The organism is Kitasatospora sp. NPDC017646 (genome assembly GCF_044329365.1).
Classification (GTDB): Bacteria; Actinomycetota; Actinomycetes; order Streptomycetales; family Streptomycetaceae; genus Kitasatospora.
Genome location: NZ_JBIRJC010000006.1, coordinates 57,953 through 74,632, shown reverse-complemented (window position 1 = coordinate 74,632; position 16,680 = coordinate 57,953). Strand labels below are relative to the sequence as shown.

The window sequence follows — 16,680 nt, the reverse complement described above, 5'->3', positions numbered from 1 at the left end:
AACACCGTCGGCACGGCTCTGGCGAGCTCATCGGCCGGACGCCGATTACCTTCCGTGGTGGCCGCCGACCCACCGCACCGCCAGCCCTCGGGCGCCGCCCCGGCAGCGCGGTGCACCCACTGGGCGGTGACCGCGGCGACCATCCCGCACTGGGCGGCAAACGATGTCCAGGCCGCGCACCGGAGGCTGGAGGACGCCGGCAGTGCGGCGGCCGAGACACCCTGGGCCGGCCTGCTGCTACTGGACGGCCCCACCCACGCGGCAACGGCCTCGGGCCGCAAGGGCTTGCGCGGCTGGCAGGTGCCCGACGGCGCGATCCGGTCGGCGGTGACCACCGTGGTCGTCGCGGCCAGCCCGGCCGGCCGGTTCGACCAGGCCTCGGCGGCGCCCGACCGGCCCGGCCCGGGCCAGCCCTGGTTCGCCGAGATCGGCTACGCGCACTGCTTCGCGCTGCTGATGGCCGGCCAGGTGCGCCACGCCTGCCGGATAGCCGAGAACGGGTACCGGGACGAGGTGGCCGCCGGGAACACCGCGGTGGCCGGCGGCTGGCTGGCACTGCGCGGCCAGGTCGCCAACGTGGCCACCGCCATCGCCGACGCGGAGGCCGCTTCACTCCTGTTCGACGGCGGCAACTCGTGCCTCATGGTGGCGCCGCGGCTGGCCGAACTCGCCGTGTTCGGCGATCAGGCCGGCAACCAGCAGACCCGGCGGCTCGCCGACCAGGAACCCGAGAGCCGCCTGTTCGTCCCGTGGTTGACCCTGAGCCAGGCCTGGACCACGGCGGCCGGCGGGGACACCACGCTCGCCGCCCGGCAGGCACTCGCCGCGGCCGACATCGCCATGGCCCTGGGCCAGTACGCGGTCGAAGCCACGGCGAGCTACGACGTGGCCCGTCTCGGCAACCCCAACGCCGTACGGCACCGCCTGGCCGCGCTCGCCGACCTGGTACCGGGACCGGTCGTACCGACCATGGCCGGCGCCGCGGCCGCGTTGGCCCGCTCCGATCCCGGCGCCCTGGACGTCGCCACGGCGAAGTTCACCGAACTCGGGATGGACCTGCTCGCCGCGGAGACCGCCACCGCCGCGGCCGCCGTACGGCACACCCGCGTCTGCCCCAGCACCATCGCGTGCCCCAACGCGACGACCCCGCTGCTGCAGCTCACCGCCCCGCTGGTCGAACTCACCAGCCGCGAGCGGGACGTGGCGCTGCTGGCCGCCAACGGACTCACCAGCCCCGCCATCGGACACCGGCTGGGACTGTCCGCCCGCACCGTCGACAACTACCTCGGCCGCGCCTACCAGAAGCTCGGGGTGACCGGCCGCCGCGACCTGGCGCCGCTGGTCGTCGGCGGCCGTCCACACCCACCCATCCACGCCGAAGGGAAACAGCGATGACCTCCATGAGCGACCTCGACAAGATCTCGGCCAACCGAGAAGGCTTCAACCTGCGAGCACGAGCGCATATGCAGTCCTCCTACTACGACGTGGAGAGGTTCAAGCAGGGGCACAACATGCTGCGCCGGCTGGAGCAGGAGGAGCTCGGCGACGTCCGCGGCAAGTCCCTGCTCGAACTCCAGTGCCACATCGGCGTCAACTCCCTCTCGCTCGCCCGCATGGGCGCCAAGGTGACCGGCACCGACATCGCGGACGACGCGATCGACATCGCCCGCGGCCTCGCCACCGAGCTCGACCTCGACGCGAACTTCGTCCAGGCGAACCTCTACGACCTGCCGAAGGTGCTCGACGGCCAGTTCGACATGGTCTTCACCGGGTACGGCACCCTCTCCTTCCTGCCCGACATCGCCGGCTGGGCCAAGATCGCGGCGCAGTACGTCAAGCCGGGCGGCACCCTCACCATCGTCGAGATCCACCCGATCCTCACCCTCTTCGGCGACGTCGACGGGGAACTGCGGGTGGCCCGCTCGCTGTTCCAGTCCCGGGACGTGCACCACGAGATGTCCGCGACCTACGCCGACCGGATCGAGGACGAGGTCGAGGTCGAGACGCATTCCATCTACGGCTGGCGCTGGACCATCGAGGAGGTGCTGAACTCGCTCATAGACGCCGGCCTGACCATCGAGCGCGTCCGCGAGGTCCCCTACGACGCGCGCCAGCGCCTGCCCCTGATGGTGCCGGACGGCGACCACAACTGGCGGATCCAGGGCGACCCGATCCCGCTGTCCTTCGCCTGCGTCGCGAGGAAGTGAGCCCGGCATGGCAGATCAGATCGAGGCGACACCGGAGATCCGCGAGTACGTCCGCGCCGTCTCCCTGCGGGAGGACCCGATCCTGACCGAACTGCGCGAGGAGACCGCGGGGCTGCCGGCCGGAACGGCCATGCAGCTCATGGCCGAGGAGGGTCAGCTGCTGGCGCTCCTCGTCGGCCTGTGCGGTGCCACGTCGGTGCTGGAGATCGGCACCTTCACCGGCTACAGCACCCTGTGCATGGCGCGGGCGCTGCCGGCGGGCGGCACGGTCGTCACCCTCGACGTCAACGAGCGGTGGCCGGCGATCGGCGCCGACTACTGGAAGCGCGCAGGGGTCGCCGACCGCATCGACGCCCGCATCGGTGACGCCACGAAGACCCTCGCCGCCCTCGCCGACGAGCGCGGCGGCGAGAGCTTCGACCTCGTGTTCATCGACGCGGACAAGGCCAACTACGGGACCTACTACGAGGCCGCGCTCGACCTCACGCGGGTGGGAGGGCTGATCGTCATCGACAACACGCTCTTCTTCGGCCGCGTGGTCGACCCGGACAGCCAGGACCCGGACACCACCGCGGTCCGGGCGCTCAACGCCTCGCTGCGCGACGATCCGCGCGTGGAGGTCTCGATGCTCACGATGGCCGACGGGATCACCCTCGCCCGGAAGAAGTAGACCCCCGGGCATAGCCGGTCGGGCGGGGGGGGGGGGGGGGGGGGGGCGCCCCCCCCCCCCCGCGGGGGGGGGGGGGGGGCCCCCCCCCCCCCCCCCCCCCCCCCGCCCCCCTCCCACCGGACCCGAAGGGACGTGCAGCCATGTCCGTATCCGGCTCCCCGCCGGCCGCCGGCCCCCTGGCCGTCGGCGCCTGGGGTGACGCGGCGGTCAAGTTCGGCAACAGCATCGGCGCGATCGCGGGCTTCCTCGGCATCCTGCTGGTGGTCTTCCTGGTGGCAGGCCGGGCCCGGGGCCGCCTGGCCCGGCCGCTGGCCGTGCTGGTCTTCCTCGGCCCGGCCGTGCTGCTGCTGCTGGTCGGCCTGGTGGCGCCGCTGATCCGCACCGTCTACCTGAGCCTGCACAACGCGGACGGCAGCGAGTTCGTCGGCGGCGAGAACTTCGGCTGGGCCTTCACCACAGACTCGGTGCAGAAGGTGCTGGTCAACACCCTGCTGTGGCTGGTGGTCGCGCCGCTGGCGGCGACCGGCCTCGGCCTGGTGCTGGCGCTGCTGGTGGACCGGATGCGCGGCCAGGCCGTGTACAAGTCACTGATCTTCATGCCGATGGCGATCTCACTGGTCGGCGCCTCGATCATCTTCAAGTTCGTCTACGAGGCGCGCGGGAAGGGCCAGCCGCAGATCGGCCTGCTCAGCCAACTCGCCCACGCGGCGGGTTGGTCGGACCCGCCGAACTGGCTCCTCACCCAGCCGCTGAACACCTTCCTGCTGATGGCCGTGATGGTGTGGGTGCAGACCGGGTTCGCGATGGTGGTGCTCTCGGCGGCGATCAAGGCGATCCCGGACGAGGTGGTGGAGGCGGCCCGGCTGGACGGCGCGACCGGGGTGCGGCTGTTCTGGCACGTCACCGTGCCGATGATCCGCACCACGGTGATGGTCGTGCTGACCACCGTCATGATCATCACCCTGAAGGCCTTCGACATCGTCCGCACCATGACCGGCGGCAACTTCGGCACCCAGGTGCTGGCCAACGAGATGTACTCGCAGTCCTTCGTGCAGTTCGACGACGGGCGGGGCGGCGCCCTCGCGGTGCTGCTGTTCCTCGCGGTGCTGCCGCTGGTGGCCTACAACATCATCCAGCTGCGGAGGGAGCGTGAGGTGCGGTGAGCGATCGAAGCGCGGTGGGTGAGGGAGGCGCGGCGAGTGGTCGAAGTGTGGTGGGTGAGGGAGGCGCGGCGAGTGGTCGAAGTGCGGTGGGTGTTCGGGGCGCGGTGGGTGACGGGGGGACCGGCCCTCACCGGAGTCCGGTGAGGAAGTCCTTCAGCAGCCCCCTGGCCTCGGCGTTCGTGATCGCTATGACGGTGCTCTGGACGATCCCGACCCTCGGCCTGCTGGTGACCTCACTGCGCCCCAAGCAGGACGTGACCGCCGACGGCTGGTGGAACGCCCTGCTCCACCCGGACTTCGGCCTCGGCAACTACCACGCGGTGCTGTTCGAGGGTGGCTCCGGCGGCTCCACCGGGCTGATGCCCTTCCTGGTGAACTCGCTGGCGATCAGCATCCCGGCCACCCTCTTCCCGCTGGTCCTCGCGGCGATGGCGGCGTACGCGCTGGCCTGGGTGCGGTTCCGGGGGAGCGACGTGGTGTTCTTCACGGTGTTCGCGCTCCAGGTGGTGCCGCTCCAGATGGCGCTGATCCCGTTGCTGCGGCTGTTCTCCAGCGGCGCGCACCTGGGCTCGTTGACGCTGATCCCGGCGGTGGACCTGAAGGGCAGCTACGCGCCGGTCTGGCTGGCGCACACCATGTTCGCGATGCCGCTGGCCGTGTTCCTGCTGCACAACTTCATCGCCCAGCTGCCGCGCGACCTGATGGAGGCCGCGGTGGTCGACGGCGCCTCGCACTTCAAGATCTTCCGCTCGATCGTGCTGCCGCTGTGCGCACCGGCGCTGGCCTCCTTCGCGATCTTCCAGTTCCTGTGGGTCTGGAACGACCTGCTGGTCGCCCTCACCTTCGCCGGCGGCACGCCGGAGGTGGCGCCGATGACGGTCCGACTGGCCCAGCTGTCGGGCTCGCTCGGCGGGCGCTGGGAGCTGCTCACGGCCGGGGCGTTCCTGTCGATCATCGTGCCACTGATCGTCTTCTTCAGTCTGCAGCGGTACTTCGTCCGGGGGCTGCTGGCCGGATCGGTGAAGGGGTAGTCCGGGCGGTCGTGGAGGGAAGCTCCGGCGGTCAGGGTCTCCTGAACATGTTCAGAAGCAGGTTTTGAACTTGTTCAGAATGGTCTACAGTCTGCAGCGGCGAAGGCGTTGACGCGCCCGCCCGCGGACCGCCCGAAGGGCGGCTTCCGCCTGCCCGTCGACCATCGAGGGGGACTGATGACAGGCCCGTCCACGCCTGCCCCGACCGATCCGCAGCCCACGTCCGACCCGCAGGGGTCGGGGGACGCGTACGGCGCATACGCGTCCGCGGACCCGTATGCGCCGTACGCGTCGGCGGACCGGTCCGCGTCGCCGCACGCGTCGGCCGCCCCGCGCGGACCGTACGAGCCGCGCGGCTCATCCGGAGCGTCCGGAGCATCTGGAATGTCTGGAGCGTCCGGAGTATCCGGGCCGGCCATCGGAGACCGGTGGCACGCCACCAACCCCGAGCGGCGGGCGGCGGCCACGCCCCGGGTCCTCCTGTTCGCGCTGCTCAACGGCCTGCTGACGGCCTGGCTGCTGTACGACGGAGTGGGCGCCAACCTGTTGATCTGCGGTGCCGCCGCAGCCGTCGTCGCCGGTTTCGTCGCCCGTGCGGCCGGTCGTCGGATCCGGCCCTGGACGGTCGTCTGGAGCCTGCTGGCCCTCGCCCTGCTCGCCGTCCCGGCCTGCTGGGACGCGGGCTGGCCCGCGCTGCTGGCCTCCGGCTGCGCGCTGGGCCTGGCCTCGCTCGCCCTGCACGGCGGCCGCCGCTGGTCGGGCGTGCTGCTCGCGCTGCCCGCCGTGCTCTGGCAGCTGGTGCCGGGCGTGGGCTGGGTCTGGGACGCCATGGAGGGGCGGCCGCTGCCCGGACGCGGTCGGATCGTCCCGGTGCTCAAGGCGCTCGCGGTCGCCGCCGTCCTGCTGACCGTCTTCGGTCTGCTGTTCGCCAGTGCCGACGCCGCCATGGCGGATCTGCTGACCGGCCTGAGCCCCAGCATCGACGTCCACCAGCTGCCCCTGCGCGGGCTGCTGTTCGTGCTCGGGACGCTCACCGCGCTGGGCTTCGCACACATCGCGGCCGGTCCGCGCCGCTGGGACCGGATGGCGGTCCGCCCGGGGCGGGAGCGCCGGCGGCTGGAGTGGGCGCTGCCCCTGGTCGCGCTCAACCTGATGTTCGGCGCCTTCGCGGTGATCCAGGCGGTGGTGGTGCTCGGCGGTGCGGACGCCGTGCTCAGCAACACCGGCATGAGCCGCTCCGCATACGCCCGGCAGGGCTTCTGGCAGCTGAGCGTGATCACCGCGCTGACCCTGGTCGTGGTGGCCGTCGCCAAGCGCTGGGCCCCGCGCACCACCCCGGCCGACCGCCGGCTGACGCGGATCCTGCTCGGGCTGCTCTGCCTGCTCGCGCTGGCGGTGGTCGCCTCGGCACTCGGCCGGATGTGGTTCTACGTGGACGCCTCCGGGCTCACCCGGCTGCGGCTGTGGGTGCTGGTGGTCGAGATCTGGCTGGGTGTCGTCTTCCTGCTGCTGATCACCGCCGGGCTCACCCGCGGCACCGGCTGGCTGCCGCGCGCCGCCGTCCTGAGCGGCATGCTCACCGTCGCGGTGTACGGGCTGATGGGGCCGGACGCGATCGTCGCACAGCAGAACGTGGCCCGGTACGAGCGCTCGCACCAGATCGATCTGCGCAATGTCCGCGAACTGTCGGCGGACGCGGTGCCCGCCCTGGACCGGCTGCCCGAGCCGCAGCGGACCTGTGCGCTGCAGCTGATCCGGCGCGACCTGGACCGGGACGTCCGCCCCTGGTACGCGGTCGGCGCCTCGGTCCCCCGGGCCCGCGGAGTCCTGGTCGGGCGGCCGCCGGTGGAGGGGCCGGTGCTGGGGCGGGGCGCCTGCGAGCAGGCCGGGTTGGTGTCCGGGGGTCTCTGGTAGCGGTAGCACTGGTCGGGGGCGGCGGGGGCTGGCGGTAGCACTGGCAGGGGGCTGGCGAGGGCGTGGCCGGGGGGTGTGGCGAGGGCGTGGTCGGGGGTGTGGCGAGGGCGTGATGGGAAGCGGTCGGGCCGGCCGGGAGCGTGCTGCTCCCGGCCGGCCCGTGGCGATTCCGGCGTGGGCCGGGGTCAGTGCACCGCGATGCCGGCGCTGTCGCCGCTCGGCAGGTCGCCGGGCTTCGCCTTGATCGCGAACACCGCGACCAGCAGCGCGACCCCGGCGAGCGCCGCGCCGACGATGAATCCGTGCGAAATCCCCTGGGCGAGCACCGAGTTGGCGGCGTCGGAACCCGGCGGGAAGTCGCTCTTGGCGTGGAAGTAGGCCAGCTGGTCCGGTGAGGCCGTGTGCAGGAACGTGGGTACCTGCGCCTTGAACTCGGGCACGGCGTAGTGCGCGAAGACCGTGGTCAGGATCGAGAGGCCGAGCGAACCACCGATCTGCTGCATCGAGTTGAGCAGGCCGGAGGCGGCACCGGTCTCCTCGCCCGGCACCCCCGCCACAGAGAGCAGCATCACCGGGACGAAGATCAGGCCCATGCCGAAGCCGAAGATCACCGTGGGGGCGAGCACGCCGTCCAGGTAGCCGCTGTCCTTGTGGATCTGGGTCAGCCAGGTGAGGCCGACGGTGACCAGCAGCGCGCCGCCCGCCATGAACGGCTTCGGGCCGTACTTGGCTTGCAGGCTCGACGCGATCTGTGCGGCGATGATGATCGACACGCTGATCGGCAGGAACGAGACACCCGCCTTGAGCGGGCTGTACCCGAGCGGTCCCTGCACGAACAGGACGACGTAGAAGAAGATGCCGAACATGGCCGCGGCCAGGCAGAGCATCATCACCAGGCCGCCGGTGCGGTTGCGGTTGGCGAACAGGTGCAGCGGGGTGATCGGCTGGGCGGTGCGCCGCTCGATCACGAAGAACGCGCCCAGCAGGATCGCGCCGCCGACGAAGGAGCCGATCGTCAGGCCGTCCGACCAGCCGTAGTCCGGGTTGGCGGCCCGGATGAAGCCGTAGACCAGGCCGACCAGGCCGAGCGTCGAGGTGAAGGCGCCGGGCAGGTCGAAGCGTCCCGGGTGGCGCTCGGACTCGGCGATGTAGCGCGGTGCGGCGATCGCGATCAGCACGGCGATCGGCACGTTGACGAAGAACACCCAGCGCCAGTCGAGGTACTCGGTGAGCAGGCCACCGGCCAGCAGGCCGATCGCGGCACCCGAACCGGCCACCGCCGAGAAGACGCCGAACGCCTTGTTGCGTTCCGGTCCTTCCTCGAAGTTGGTGGCGATCAGGGCGAAGGCGGTCGGCGAACAGATCGCGCCGCCGATGCCCTGGAGTGCGCGGGCGGCCAGCAGAAGCGTGCTGTCCTGGGCGAAGCCGCCCAGGAGGGAGGCCAGGCCGAACAGCAGGGTGCCGAAGATGAACACCCGGCGGCGGCCGAGGATGTCGCCGGCCCGTCCGCCGAGCAGCAGCAGTCCGCCGAAGGTCAGCGTGTAGGCGTTGATGACCCACGACAGGTCGGTGGTGGAGAAGTTCAGCGCGTCCTTGATGTGCGGCAGCGCGATGTTCACGATGGTCGCGTCGAGCACCACCATGAGCTGGGTGGCCGCGATGACGGCCAGGGTGATGCCCTTCCCCCGGCTCTGGCCGTCCTTCGGTGGTGAGTTCTTGCTGAGTGTGTCGGAGATAGCCACGAATGTGCCCCCTGCTGGCTACGTGCTTGGGTGCTTGGCGCTCGGATGCTTCGGGTGCTCGGCGCTTCTGGTGCTTCGAGTGCTCGGGTCTGCCGCGGATCCGCTGGCCCGAACGTGCTGCTGCGCGATGGCGCAGCCTAGGAAGGAACGGTGCCGTTCACTAATCTGGACGATATCCTGGGCTTGATAGTGAACGCAAGCGTTCCTTAAGGAGCTGGCGATGGATCGGTTGATGCGGCGCCTGTCGGCGGACCGGACGTCCGGTCGGGCAGCCGCCGGACCTGCGGAGGACGTGAGTCCGCCTGTCCCGGGACCGGGAGCGGGGCCCGTCTCGGGACCGGCGCCGGTGGAGCCGGTGGAGCTGGTGGAGCCGGGGGCGCCCGGGTTGACCGCGGTGTCCGGGGTGCCGGTGGCGTCCAGCGCGCCTGTGGACTGCGCCGTGACGGCGAAACCCGAGCCGCACTGTGTGGTGCGGGCCGCCCGGGAGGCGCTGGCGCGACCGGTGCGGCGTCGGGGGAAGGAGTTGGAGAACGCGATCTTCGAAGCCGCGCTCGACCAGCTCACCTCCGGCGGTTACGCGCGACTGACGATGGAAGGCGTCGCCGCTGCGGCGCGGACCGGGAAGGCCGCGCTCTACCGGCGCTGGGCGTCCAAGGTCGAACTCGTCATCGACGCCCTGGACTCCACTCTGCCACGCCCTCACGGGGTCCCCGATCTCGGGTCCGCCCGGGCCGAGTTGCTGCAGCTCATCGAGCTGTTCACGGATGCGATCTGCTCCCGCGCGGGCGCCGCCCTCCACGCGCTGATGGCCGAGCTTTCCCAGCAACAGGCCGAGGTGTGCAAGGACTTCATCGTGCGGCGGGTGATCGGGCCGACCAAGGACAGCGTCCTGGACATCCTCCGCCGCGGCGTCGAGCGCGGCGACGTCCGGGCCGATGCGGTCGCCCCACTGGTCGCCGAGGTCGTCCCGGCGATGCTGATGTTCCAGGTGAAGGTCCTCGACGGGGGAATGGCCCCCGATTTCGCGGTCCGGCTGGTGGACGACGTGCTGGTTCCGATGGTCCGGCAGCCGCAGCCGTAGCCGTGGTGGCTGTAGCGGTGGCCGTGGTGTAGCCGAGCAGGGGGGTCGGGCCAGGGGCGGTCTGGCCGGGGCGAGAGTGGCCGGGCGGCGGGCGGCGGGCGGCGTCCGGGAGCGTCCGTGAGCGGGCTTAGGCTGGAGACTGCCCCACTGGAGCGGGCCGCCTTTGCCCGAACCGGGCTGTCCTGCCCGCCGGGGCTGCTTTGCCGAACGGAGTCCGTGATGCCCATCGTCCCGCCGACGCACTCCGTCGAACGCTCGCTGCGCCGGGCGGGTGCCAAGGTCGTGGTCGGGCTGGACGAGGTGGGCCGCGGCGCCTGGGCCGGACCGGTCACCGTCGGTGCGGCCGTCACCGGCCTGCGCAGGGCGCCGCAGGGGCTCACCGACTCCAAGCTGCTCACCGAGCTGCGCCGCGAGGCCCTCGCGCCGGTGCTCGCCGGCTGGGTCACCGCGTACGCGCTCGGTCACGCCTCGCCGCAGGAGTGCGACGAGCTCGGCATGACGGCAGCCCTGCGGCTGGCCGCCGTCCGCGCGCTGGAGGCGCTGCCGGTCGAGCCCGACGCGGTGATCCTGGACGGCAAGCACGACTACCTCGGCGGCCCCTGGCGGGTGCGCACCGTGATCAAGGGCGACCAGTCCTGCATCTGCGTCTCCGCCGCCTCGGTGCTCGCCAAGGTCCACCGCGACGGACTGATGGCCGAATTGGGCGAGGCCTACCCGGAGTACGGCTTCGCGGCGAACGCCGGATATCCGTCCCCGGTGCACCGCGCCGCGCTGGAGGAGTTCGGCCCGACGGAGCACCACCGGCTCTCCTGGGCGTACTTGGACGCACTGCCCAAGTGGCGCCATCTGAAGCGCGGTCGGGACGGCGTGGGCGTGGGTGAGGGATCCGCCGACGAACAGTTGACGCTCGGTTTCTGACAGTCCGTCTGGAATTGCCCGGGGTGGGGATGGGGATGCCCGGTGCCCAATGGGTGGGGTGCCCGTGCGCGTTCGACCGGCATTTGATAGATATCCGGGTATGCCTGTCTTCCCCGAGGAGCCGGAGATTCAAGAGAGCCTCCCGGGCCCCGGCGTTCCCTTCCCCCGCGAGTCGGACGCACAAGCCCTCCATGCGCCTGCCACCGGCGGCGCGCCTGCCACCGCACCCACCGCCGCCGCACCGCTCCCGGTGCCCGGCCCGCGTCCGGCGCCCCGTCCGGCACCGCCGCGTGCCGTCCGCCCGGGACCGCCGCGCCTGATCCCCAAGCCCGGTCCGGCACCGCGCCGCCCGGCCCCCACCACCCCGCAGGTCGAGGTCCAGTGCATCGCTGCCGCCCCGGCCCAGGCGCTGGAGCGCGCCGATGACGCGGTCGACCGCCTGTTGGACTCGGGCCGCAACCCGGGCGACATCCTGGTGCTGACCGTCGGTGAGGCACATCCCTGGCAGCAGCACGAGCTGTCCTTCGGTGAGGAGCGCTACTGGGCGCAGCTCACCGAGGGCGGGGACGTGTTCTACGCCGACGCCGCTCTGACCCGGCCGATCCGCCGCGAGGTGGTCGTCCTGGTGGTCAACGGCGGTTCGGCCGCCCGGGCCGCCGAGGCGTACACCGGGGCGCTCGGCCGCGCGACCGCGCTGCTGGTGGTCTGCGGGGAGGCCGGGCCGGCTGCCACGGCGGCGGCCGCCGCCGCACCGGAGCGTCCGGTCAAGGCCTGACCCGAGTGCTGGCAGTCGTCTTCCCTCCTGGCCCGGCGCCGTACGGCGCCGGGCCAGGAGTCCGTCCGCAGTGCGCTCTTCCGCCGGCCGTTCCCGCGTGTACTGCTCTCCCGCTGCCCGTGCCGCTCAGCGCGTACCGGTGCGGCGGCCGGGTTCGACGGCCGTGACCCGCGCGGGGTTCCACGTGGGTTCGGACTGCTGGGAGTGCGACGGTGCGTCGACCCGCTTGGCCTGTTCGGCCGCCCGCTGCCGGGCACGCTGACTGCGCGGGGTGTCGTCGAGCGCCGACCGCGGCGGCAGTTCCGTCACGGTGTGCACCGGCCCGTCCGCCCATGAGCCCGCGTGCGGATTGCGTCCGCCTCGTCCGTCGCCGAGGATCTGCCAGCCCGCCGGGGTGAGCCCGATGTACGAGCCGCAGCGCAGCCCGTGCAGTCCGGCCGCGTCCCTCAGCGCCCACATCCAGGCGCCGTCCTGCTCCGTCCAGCCGGGTGCGCCGTCGCGGCAGCGCAGCAGCAGGGCCGTCCGGGTCGGCGCGGGCAGTCGCAGGTCGTGCGGGATGACCCGGCGCAGGTGCGTCAGCAGGGCGTTCCGGTGCTGCCAGCCGTCGGTGTCGTGTGGCCAGGGCGTGAACGAGGCCGAGGCTGCGAGGTGGTGGAGCGCGTCCAGGACCGCCACCACGACCGTGCCCGGCTGGGGCAGGTGACGCTGGTGCAGTTCCACGACGAACTCGCGCGGATCGCGCAGCAACGGGATCCCCGAGGCGGTCCAGGTCTCCAGGTCCAGCAGCCGTCTGGGCGTCGGACTCCCGGAGAGGGGATGTTGACCTCGGCCGATACCGTTGATCACGATCCTCCTTCCTGGCCCGTGGGCAGGCGGGTGCCTGAATACGCCGAAGGGCGGGTCCGGCGGACCGGGTTTCGGGTACCTCCCAATTCTCGGGGCAACGGGGCCGGAGCGGCAATGATGAAATGACGAACGCCACCCGATAGCCCATGGTCTGCCGGATATGTTCCACAGCGACCCGAGCACGGTTCGGTCTCCACCCGACCTTGATCCACACTGCGTGAAGGCCATCGCGAACCGTCGTGGGCATGGTGGGCACTCCTTTCTCGGGTCGGATCTCCGGCGTGATCGAAATCGCCCTGCCGGCTCCTTTCCGTTAGGCCATTCGAGTGAAGGCGGTCGTGCGCGCGTCAGCCGGTCGCCGTCCGGTCACCCCTGTACGGCCAGGACCAGCGGCAGCACCGCCCCGGCTCCCGCCCGGCGCAGCAGCCGGGCGGCCACGGTGACCGTCCACCCCGAGTCCACGAGGTCGTCCACCAGCAGCACCGGCCCGCCGGCGGCCGCCACCGCCTGCTCCAGCTCCGGGGGCAGGACCAGGGCCCCGGCCAGCGAGTGGAGCCGCTGGGCGCTGTTGCTGCGGGCACCGTGCGGGGGCCGCCCGTCGGCGTACTCGATCCGGCCGAGCAGCGGCAGCCGCCCGATCTCGGCGATCCGCGCGCCGAGGCTGCCGACCAGCTGGGGGCGGGTCGAGGAGGCCATGGTCACCACGCCGACCGGCCGGTCCAGCCGGGTGCCCTCCGCCGTGGCGGGGCCGGCCCAGCCGCCCGGGCCGCGCGCCCAGTCGGCGAGCACCGCCACCAGCGCGTCCACCGCCTCGCCGGGCACCGGCACGTCCGGCGCCTGCTCCGCGAGCAGGGTGCGCAGCCGGTTGCCCCAGCCGATGTCGGACAGCCGGCCGAGTGCCCGGCCGGTCTCCGCCTGTTCGTCCGCCGGGATCCGGCCCTTCAGCGGCACTCCGAGCGCGTCCATCCCCGTGGGCCAGAGCCGGCGCGGCTCGAAGCTCACGCCCGGGCGCCCGAGCGCGGCCCGGGCCGCGGCCAGCGTGCCGTCGGAGACCTCCGGGGTGTGCAACGGCCCCGCGCAGTTGTCGCACCGCCCGCACGGCGCGGCCTGCTCGTCGTCCAGCTGGCGGCGCAGGAACTCCATCCGGCAGCCGGTGGCCGCGGCGTAGTCGCGCATCGCCCGTTGCTCCGCCTCCCGGGAGGCGGCGACCTTGGCGTAGCGGGCGGTGTCGTACTCCCAGCTCTGCCCGGTGGCCGTCCAGCCGCCCTTGACCCGGCGGACGGCGCCGTCCACGTCCAGCACCTTGAGCATGGTCTCCAGCCGGGCGCGGCGCAGGTCCACCCGGGGCTCCAGGGCGGCGGTGGAGAGCGGGCGGCCGGCTTCGGCGAGCGCGTCCATGGTGCGGCGCACCTGCTCCTCCGGCGGGAAGGCGAGCGAGGCGAAGTAGCGCCAGATCGCCTCGTCCTCGCGCCCGGGCAGCAGCAGCACCTCGGCCCGGTCCACACCGCGGCCGGCCCGGCCGACCTGCTGGTAGTAGGCGATCGGCGAACTGGGCGAGCCCAGGTGGACGACGAAGCCGAGGTCGGGCTTGTCGAAGCCCATGCCGAGCGCGGAGGTGGCGACCAGCGCCTTGACCCGGTTGGCCAGCAGATCGGCCTCGGCGGTGCGGCGCTCGGCGTCCTCGGTTCGGCCGGAGTAGGAGGCCACCGGAAACCCGCGCTCGCGCAGGAAGGCCGTCACCTCCTCGGCGGCGGCCACCGTCAGGGTGTAGACGATGCCCGAGCCGGGGAGCCGGTCGAGGTGGTCGGCCAGCCAGGCGAGCCGGTGCGCCGGATCGGGCAGGGCGAGCACGCCCAGGGTGAGGCTCTCCCGGTCGAGCGGTCCGCGCAGCACCAGGGCGTGCTCGTCGGTGGTGCCGGTGCCGAGCTGCTCGGCGACGTCCGCGGTGACCCGGGCGTTGGCGGTGGCGGTGGTGGCGAGCACGGGGACGCCGGGCGGCAGGTCGGCGAGCATGGTGCGCAGGCGGCGGTAGTCCGGGCGGAAGTCGTGGCCCCAGTCGGAGATGCAGTGGGCCTCGTCGACCACCAGCAGGCCGGTGGAGGCGGCGAGCTTCGGCAGCACTTGGTCGCGGAAGTCCGGGTTGTTCAGCCGCTCGGGGCTGACCAGCAGGATGTCGACCTTGCCGGCGGCGACCTCGGACTGGATCCCGTCCCACTCCTCGGTGTTGGCCGAGTTGATGGTGCGGGCGTGGATGCCGGCCCGGGCCGCCGACTCGACCTGGTTGCGCATCAGGGCGAGCAGCGGGGAGACGATCACCGTCGGCCCGGCGCCGCGGGCGCGGAGCAGGGCGGTGGCGATGAAGTAGACCGCGGACTTCCCCCAGCCGGTGCGCTGGACGACCAGGGCGCGGCGGTGGTCGACCACGAGGGCCTCGATGGCCGTCCACTGGTCCTCGCGCAGGCTGGCGGCCGGGCCGGCCAGCTCGCGCAGGACGGCCTCGGCCCGCGCCCGGACCTCGGCGCGGTCGGCGGTGGCGGTGGTGTGGATGTCGGGCTGCTTCATGGCGTCGATGTAACCCCATGCCGCCGACAAGCGGCGAATGCGGGCGGGGACGGTGCAGGGGAAGACGGAGTGGATTTCATCCGGAGATCCGCTGAACGGCTGTCGAAATCCACTCTTCGGAGCGAGTTTCGCGTGATCCGAATGAGCGAAGGAAAAATCAGAGGCCGAGTTATCCACAGGGAAAAAGAAAATCCCGCGGTCGTTGTCGGACAGCGCGCACTCTTGCGGCCATGAACGCGATGAACAACGAACACGTCATCCTGTCCCTCGGCCCGGCTTCCGAGCAGCGGCCGGTCATCATGCGCGGTCCGGCCGACATGGCCGAACTGTTGCCCTATTTCCTGGGGTTCTACCCCGACGACAGCATCGTCGCGGTCGGCCTCCAGGGCCCCGACCTGCACCAGGGCGGGGTCATCCGGGCGGACCTCCCGGTCTCGCCCGCGGAGTGGCCCGCCGCGGCGGAGGAGACGGCCGCGCTGCTGGTCGCCCTCTCCGAGCGGCACGGCGGCCGGCCGCTCCAGGTGCTCCTCTACCTCTGCCAGGATCCGGTCACGGCGCACGCGCCGCCGCCGGTGGAGCGCCTGCGCCCGCTGGCCGACGACCTGCGCGCGGCCTTCGGGCGCAGGGGAGTAGCGGTCAAGGAGTCGCTGTGCGTCTCGGACGACCGCTGGTGGTCCTTCCTCTGCCGCCGCGAGGGGTGCTGCGATCCGGCGGGCAATCCGGTGCGACGCGGGCCCGATCCCGGCCCGGCGGCCGCCGCCGCGACGGTGGCCGGCCTGGTGCCGCGCGGCAGCCGGAAGGCGATCGTCGCCGGGCTGGCCCCGGTCGGCCCGCCACAGGACGCCCCGCAGCGCGAGGCACTCGTGCGGCAGGAGCCCCTCGCCGGGGCCGTCTCAAGGGCGCAGGGCCTCGAACTGCTGGAGCAGGCCTTCGCGGAGTTCGCGGCCGGCGCCAGGGAGCTCGACGAGGAGCGGACGGCTCGGCTGCTCCTCGCCCTGCGGGACCGCCTCACCCGGGACCGCGGCGTCGAGTACGTCCGGCCCGCCGAACTCGCCCCCGCCGAACGCCTCTGGCGCTTCCTCGCCCGGCGCGCCGTGCCGCCGTACGAGGGCTGCGCGGTGGCCCCGCTCACCCTGCTGGCCTGGGCGTCCTGGGTCGCCGGGGACACGGCCACCGCCCGGGTGGTGCTCGGCCACGTCCTGCGGCTCTCTCCGAACTACCTGCTGGCGGAGCTGATGTACGAGTCGATGAACGACGGCATGACGCCAGGGCCGCTGCTGGCCGCCGTCGAGGCCCAGCGACGACGGCGAGAGGAGCGCGCGGCCACCGCGCAGTCCAGGGTCGAGCCGCAGTCCTGGCCTGAGCCGGAGCCCGGGCCCGCGACGGGCGGCCGACCGGTGCCGCCGGCGCCCGCTCAGTCGCCGGGCGGCGCGCGCCGCCGGCGGCGGGGCGGCCGGCGGAGGGGCGGGGCCACGGCCTCGGTCCCGGCCGCCCGCGGTTCCAGCAGCCCTGCCAGCCCCGGCGATCCCTCCGTCCCCGGCGAGCCGAGGCCGGAGGGTAGTGGCCCCGGGCCGGTCGCCCTGCTCCCTGCGCCCGGGCACGGCCCGGTGACCGGGGCGCGGGTCACCCGGGGACTGCGGCTCGGCCGGGCGGGGGCCTGCGCCTCGGCCGTCGTCCGGTCCGGCACCGGGCTCCACCGGTGCCGGGGCACCCGGCAGGCCGCGAGAGGAGCCCGCCGTGCCCACTGAACCGCTCGTCGCCCCGCCGGCCG

General features: G+C 72.9%; 13 protein-coding genes. 10 read left to right on the top strand and 3 right to left on the bottom strand.

Features of this window, described 5'->3' with window-relative positions:
* Positions 1-57: 57 nt before the first annotated feature.
* From ACH4J0_RS12480 to ACH4J0_RS12455, 6 genes are all read left to right on the top strand, one after another.
* On the top strand, positions 58-1,395 hold the full coding sequence (locus ACH4J0_RS12480) for a LuxR C-terminal-related transcriptional regulator (RefSeq protein ID WP_396239079.1): 1,338 nt from the start codon (positions 58-60) through the stop codon (positions 1,393-1,395).
* Positions 1,392-2,207, top strand: coding sequence for a class I SAM-dependent methyltransferase (locus ACH4J0_RS12475; protein ID WP_396239077.1), 816 nt, complete (start codon positions 1,392-1,394; stop codon positions 2,205-2,207). The genes ACH4J0_RS12480 and ACH4J0_RS12475 overlap by 4 nt, the downstream gene beginning before the upstream one ends.
* Positions 2,208-2,214: 7 nt before the next feature.
* Positions 2,215-2,877 (top strand): O-methyltransferase, encoded by a 663-nt coding sequence (locus ACH4J0_RS12470; protein WP_396239075.1) that lies wholly within the window; start codon positions 2,215-2,217, stop codon positions 2,875-2,877.
* 140 nt (positions 2,878-3,017) lie between these two features.
* Positions 3,018-4,040 (top strand): carbohydrate ABC transporter permease, encoded by a 1,023-nt coding sequence (locus ACH4J0_RS12465; RefSeq protein ID WP_396239073.1) that lies wholly within the window; start codon positions 3,018-3,020, stop codon positions 4,038-4,040.
* Between the two features lie 140 nt (positions 4,041-4,180).
* Positions 4,181-5,071, top strand: a complete 891-nt coding sequence (locus ACH4J0_RS12460) for a carbohydrate ABC transporter permease (RefSeq protein ID WP_396239071.1) — start codon at positions 4,181-4,183, stop codon at positions 5,069-5,071.
* Positions 5,072-5,455: 384 nt separating this feature from the next.
* Positions 5,456-6,985 carry a DUF4153 domain-containing protein gene (locus ACH4J0_RS12455; RefSeq protein ID WP_396239069.1) on the top strand — a complete coding sequence of 510 codons (1,530 nt, stop codon included), beginning with the start codon at positions 5,456-5,458 and terminating at the stop codon, positions 6,983-6,985.
* A 185-nt stretch (positions 6,986-7,170) separates the two neighbouring features.
* Here the strand turns inward: ACH4J0_RS12455 and ACH4J0_RS12450 are convergent, their stop codons facing one another.
* A complete protein-coding gene (locus ACH4J0_RS12450) occupies positions 7,171-8,721 on the bottom strand; it encodes an MFS transporter (RefSeq protein WP_396239485.1) in 1,551 nt (516 codons plus the stop codon).
* A gap of 445 nt (positions 8,722-9,166) precedes the next feature.
* Between ACH4J0_RS12450 and ACH4J0_RS12445 the strand changes: the two genes are divergently transcribed.
* From ACH4J0_RS12445 to ACH4J0_RS12435, 3 genes are all read left to right on the top strand, one after another.
* Entirely contained in the window at positions 9,167-9,808 is a 642-nt protein-coding gene (locus ACH4J0_RS12445) for a TetR-like C-terminal domain-containing protein (protein ID WP_396239067.1), read from the top strand.
* Between the two features lie 219 nt (positions 9,809-10,027).
* The gene (locus ACH4J0_RS12440) at positions 10,028-10,726 is read left to right on the top strand and encodes a ribonuclease HII (RefSeq protein WP_396239065.1); all 699 of its coding nucleotides are present in this window, start codon (positions 10,028-10,030) and stop codon (positions 10,724-10,726) included.
* A 100-nt stretch (positions 10,727-10,826) separates the two neighbouring features.
* Positions 10,827-11,501, top strand: coding sequence for a hypothetical protein (locus ACH4J0_RS12435; protein WP_396239063.1), 675 nt, complete (start codon positions 10,827-10,829; stop codon positions 11,499-11,501).
* A gap of 126 nt (positions 11,502-11,627) precedes the next feature.
* Here the strand turns inward: ACH4J0_RS12435 and ACH4J0_RS12430 are convergent, their stop codons facing one another.
* Positions 11,628-12,347 carry a hypothetical protein gene (locus ACH4J0_RS12430; protein WP_396239061.1) on the bottom strand — a complete coding sequence of 240 codons (720 nt, stop codon included), beginning with the start codon at positions 12,345-12,347 and terminating at the stop codon, positions 11,628-11,630.
* Between the two features lie 366 nt (positions 12,348-12,713).
* The gene (locus ACH4J0_RS12425) at positions 12,714-14,909 is read right to left on the bottom strand and encodes a RecQ family ATP-dependent DNA helicase (protein WP_396239059.1); all 2,196 of its coding nucleotides are present in this window, start codon (positions 14,907-14,909) and stop codon (positions 12,714-12,716) included.
* A 230-nt stretch (positions 14,910-15,139) separates the two neighbouring features.
* Here ACH4J0_RS12425 and ACH4J0_RS12420 point away from each other — a divergent pair, with 230 nt between their 5' ends.
* Positions 15,140-16,657, top strand: coding sequence for a DUF4192 domain-containing protein (locus tag ACH4J0_RS12420; RefSeq protein WP_396239057.1), 1,518 nt, complete (start codon positions 15,140-15,142; stop codon positions 16,655-16,657).
* Positions 16,658-16,680: the final 23 nt, after the last annotated feature.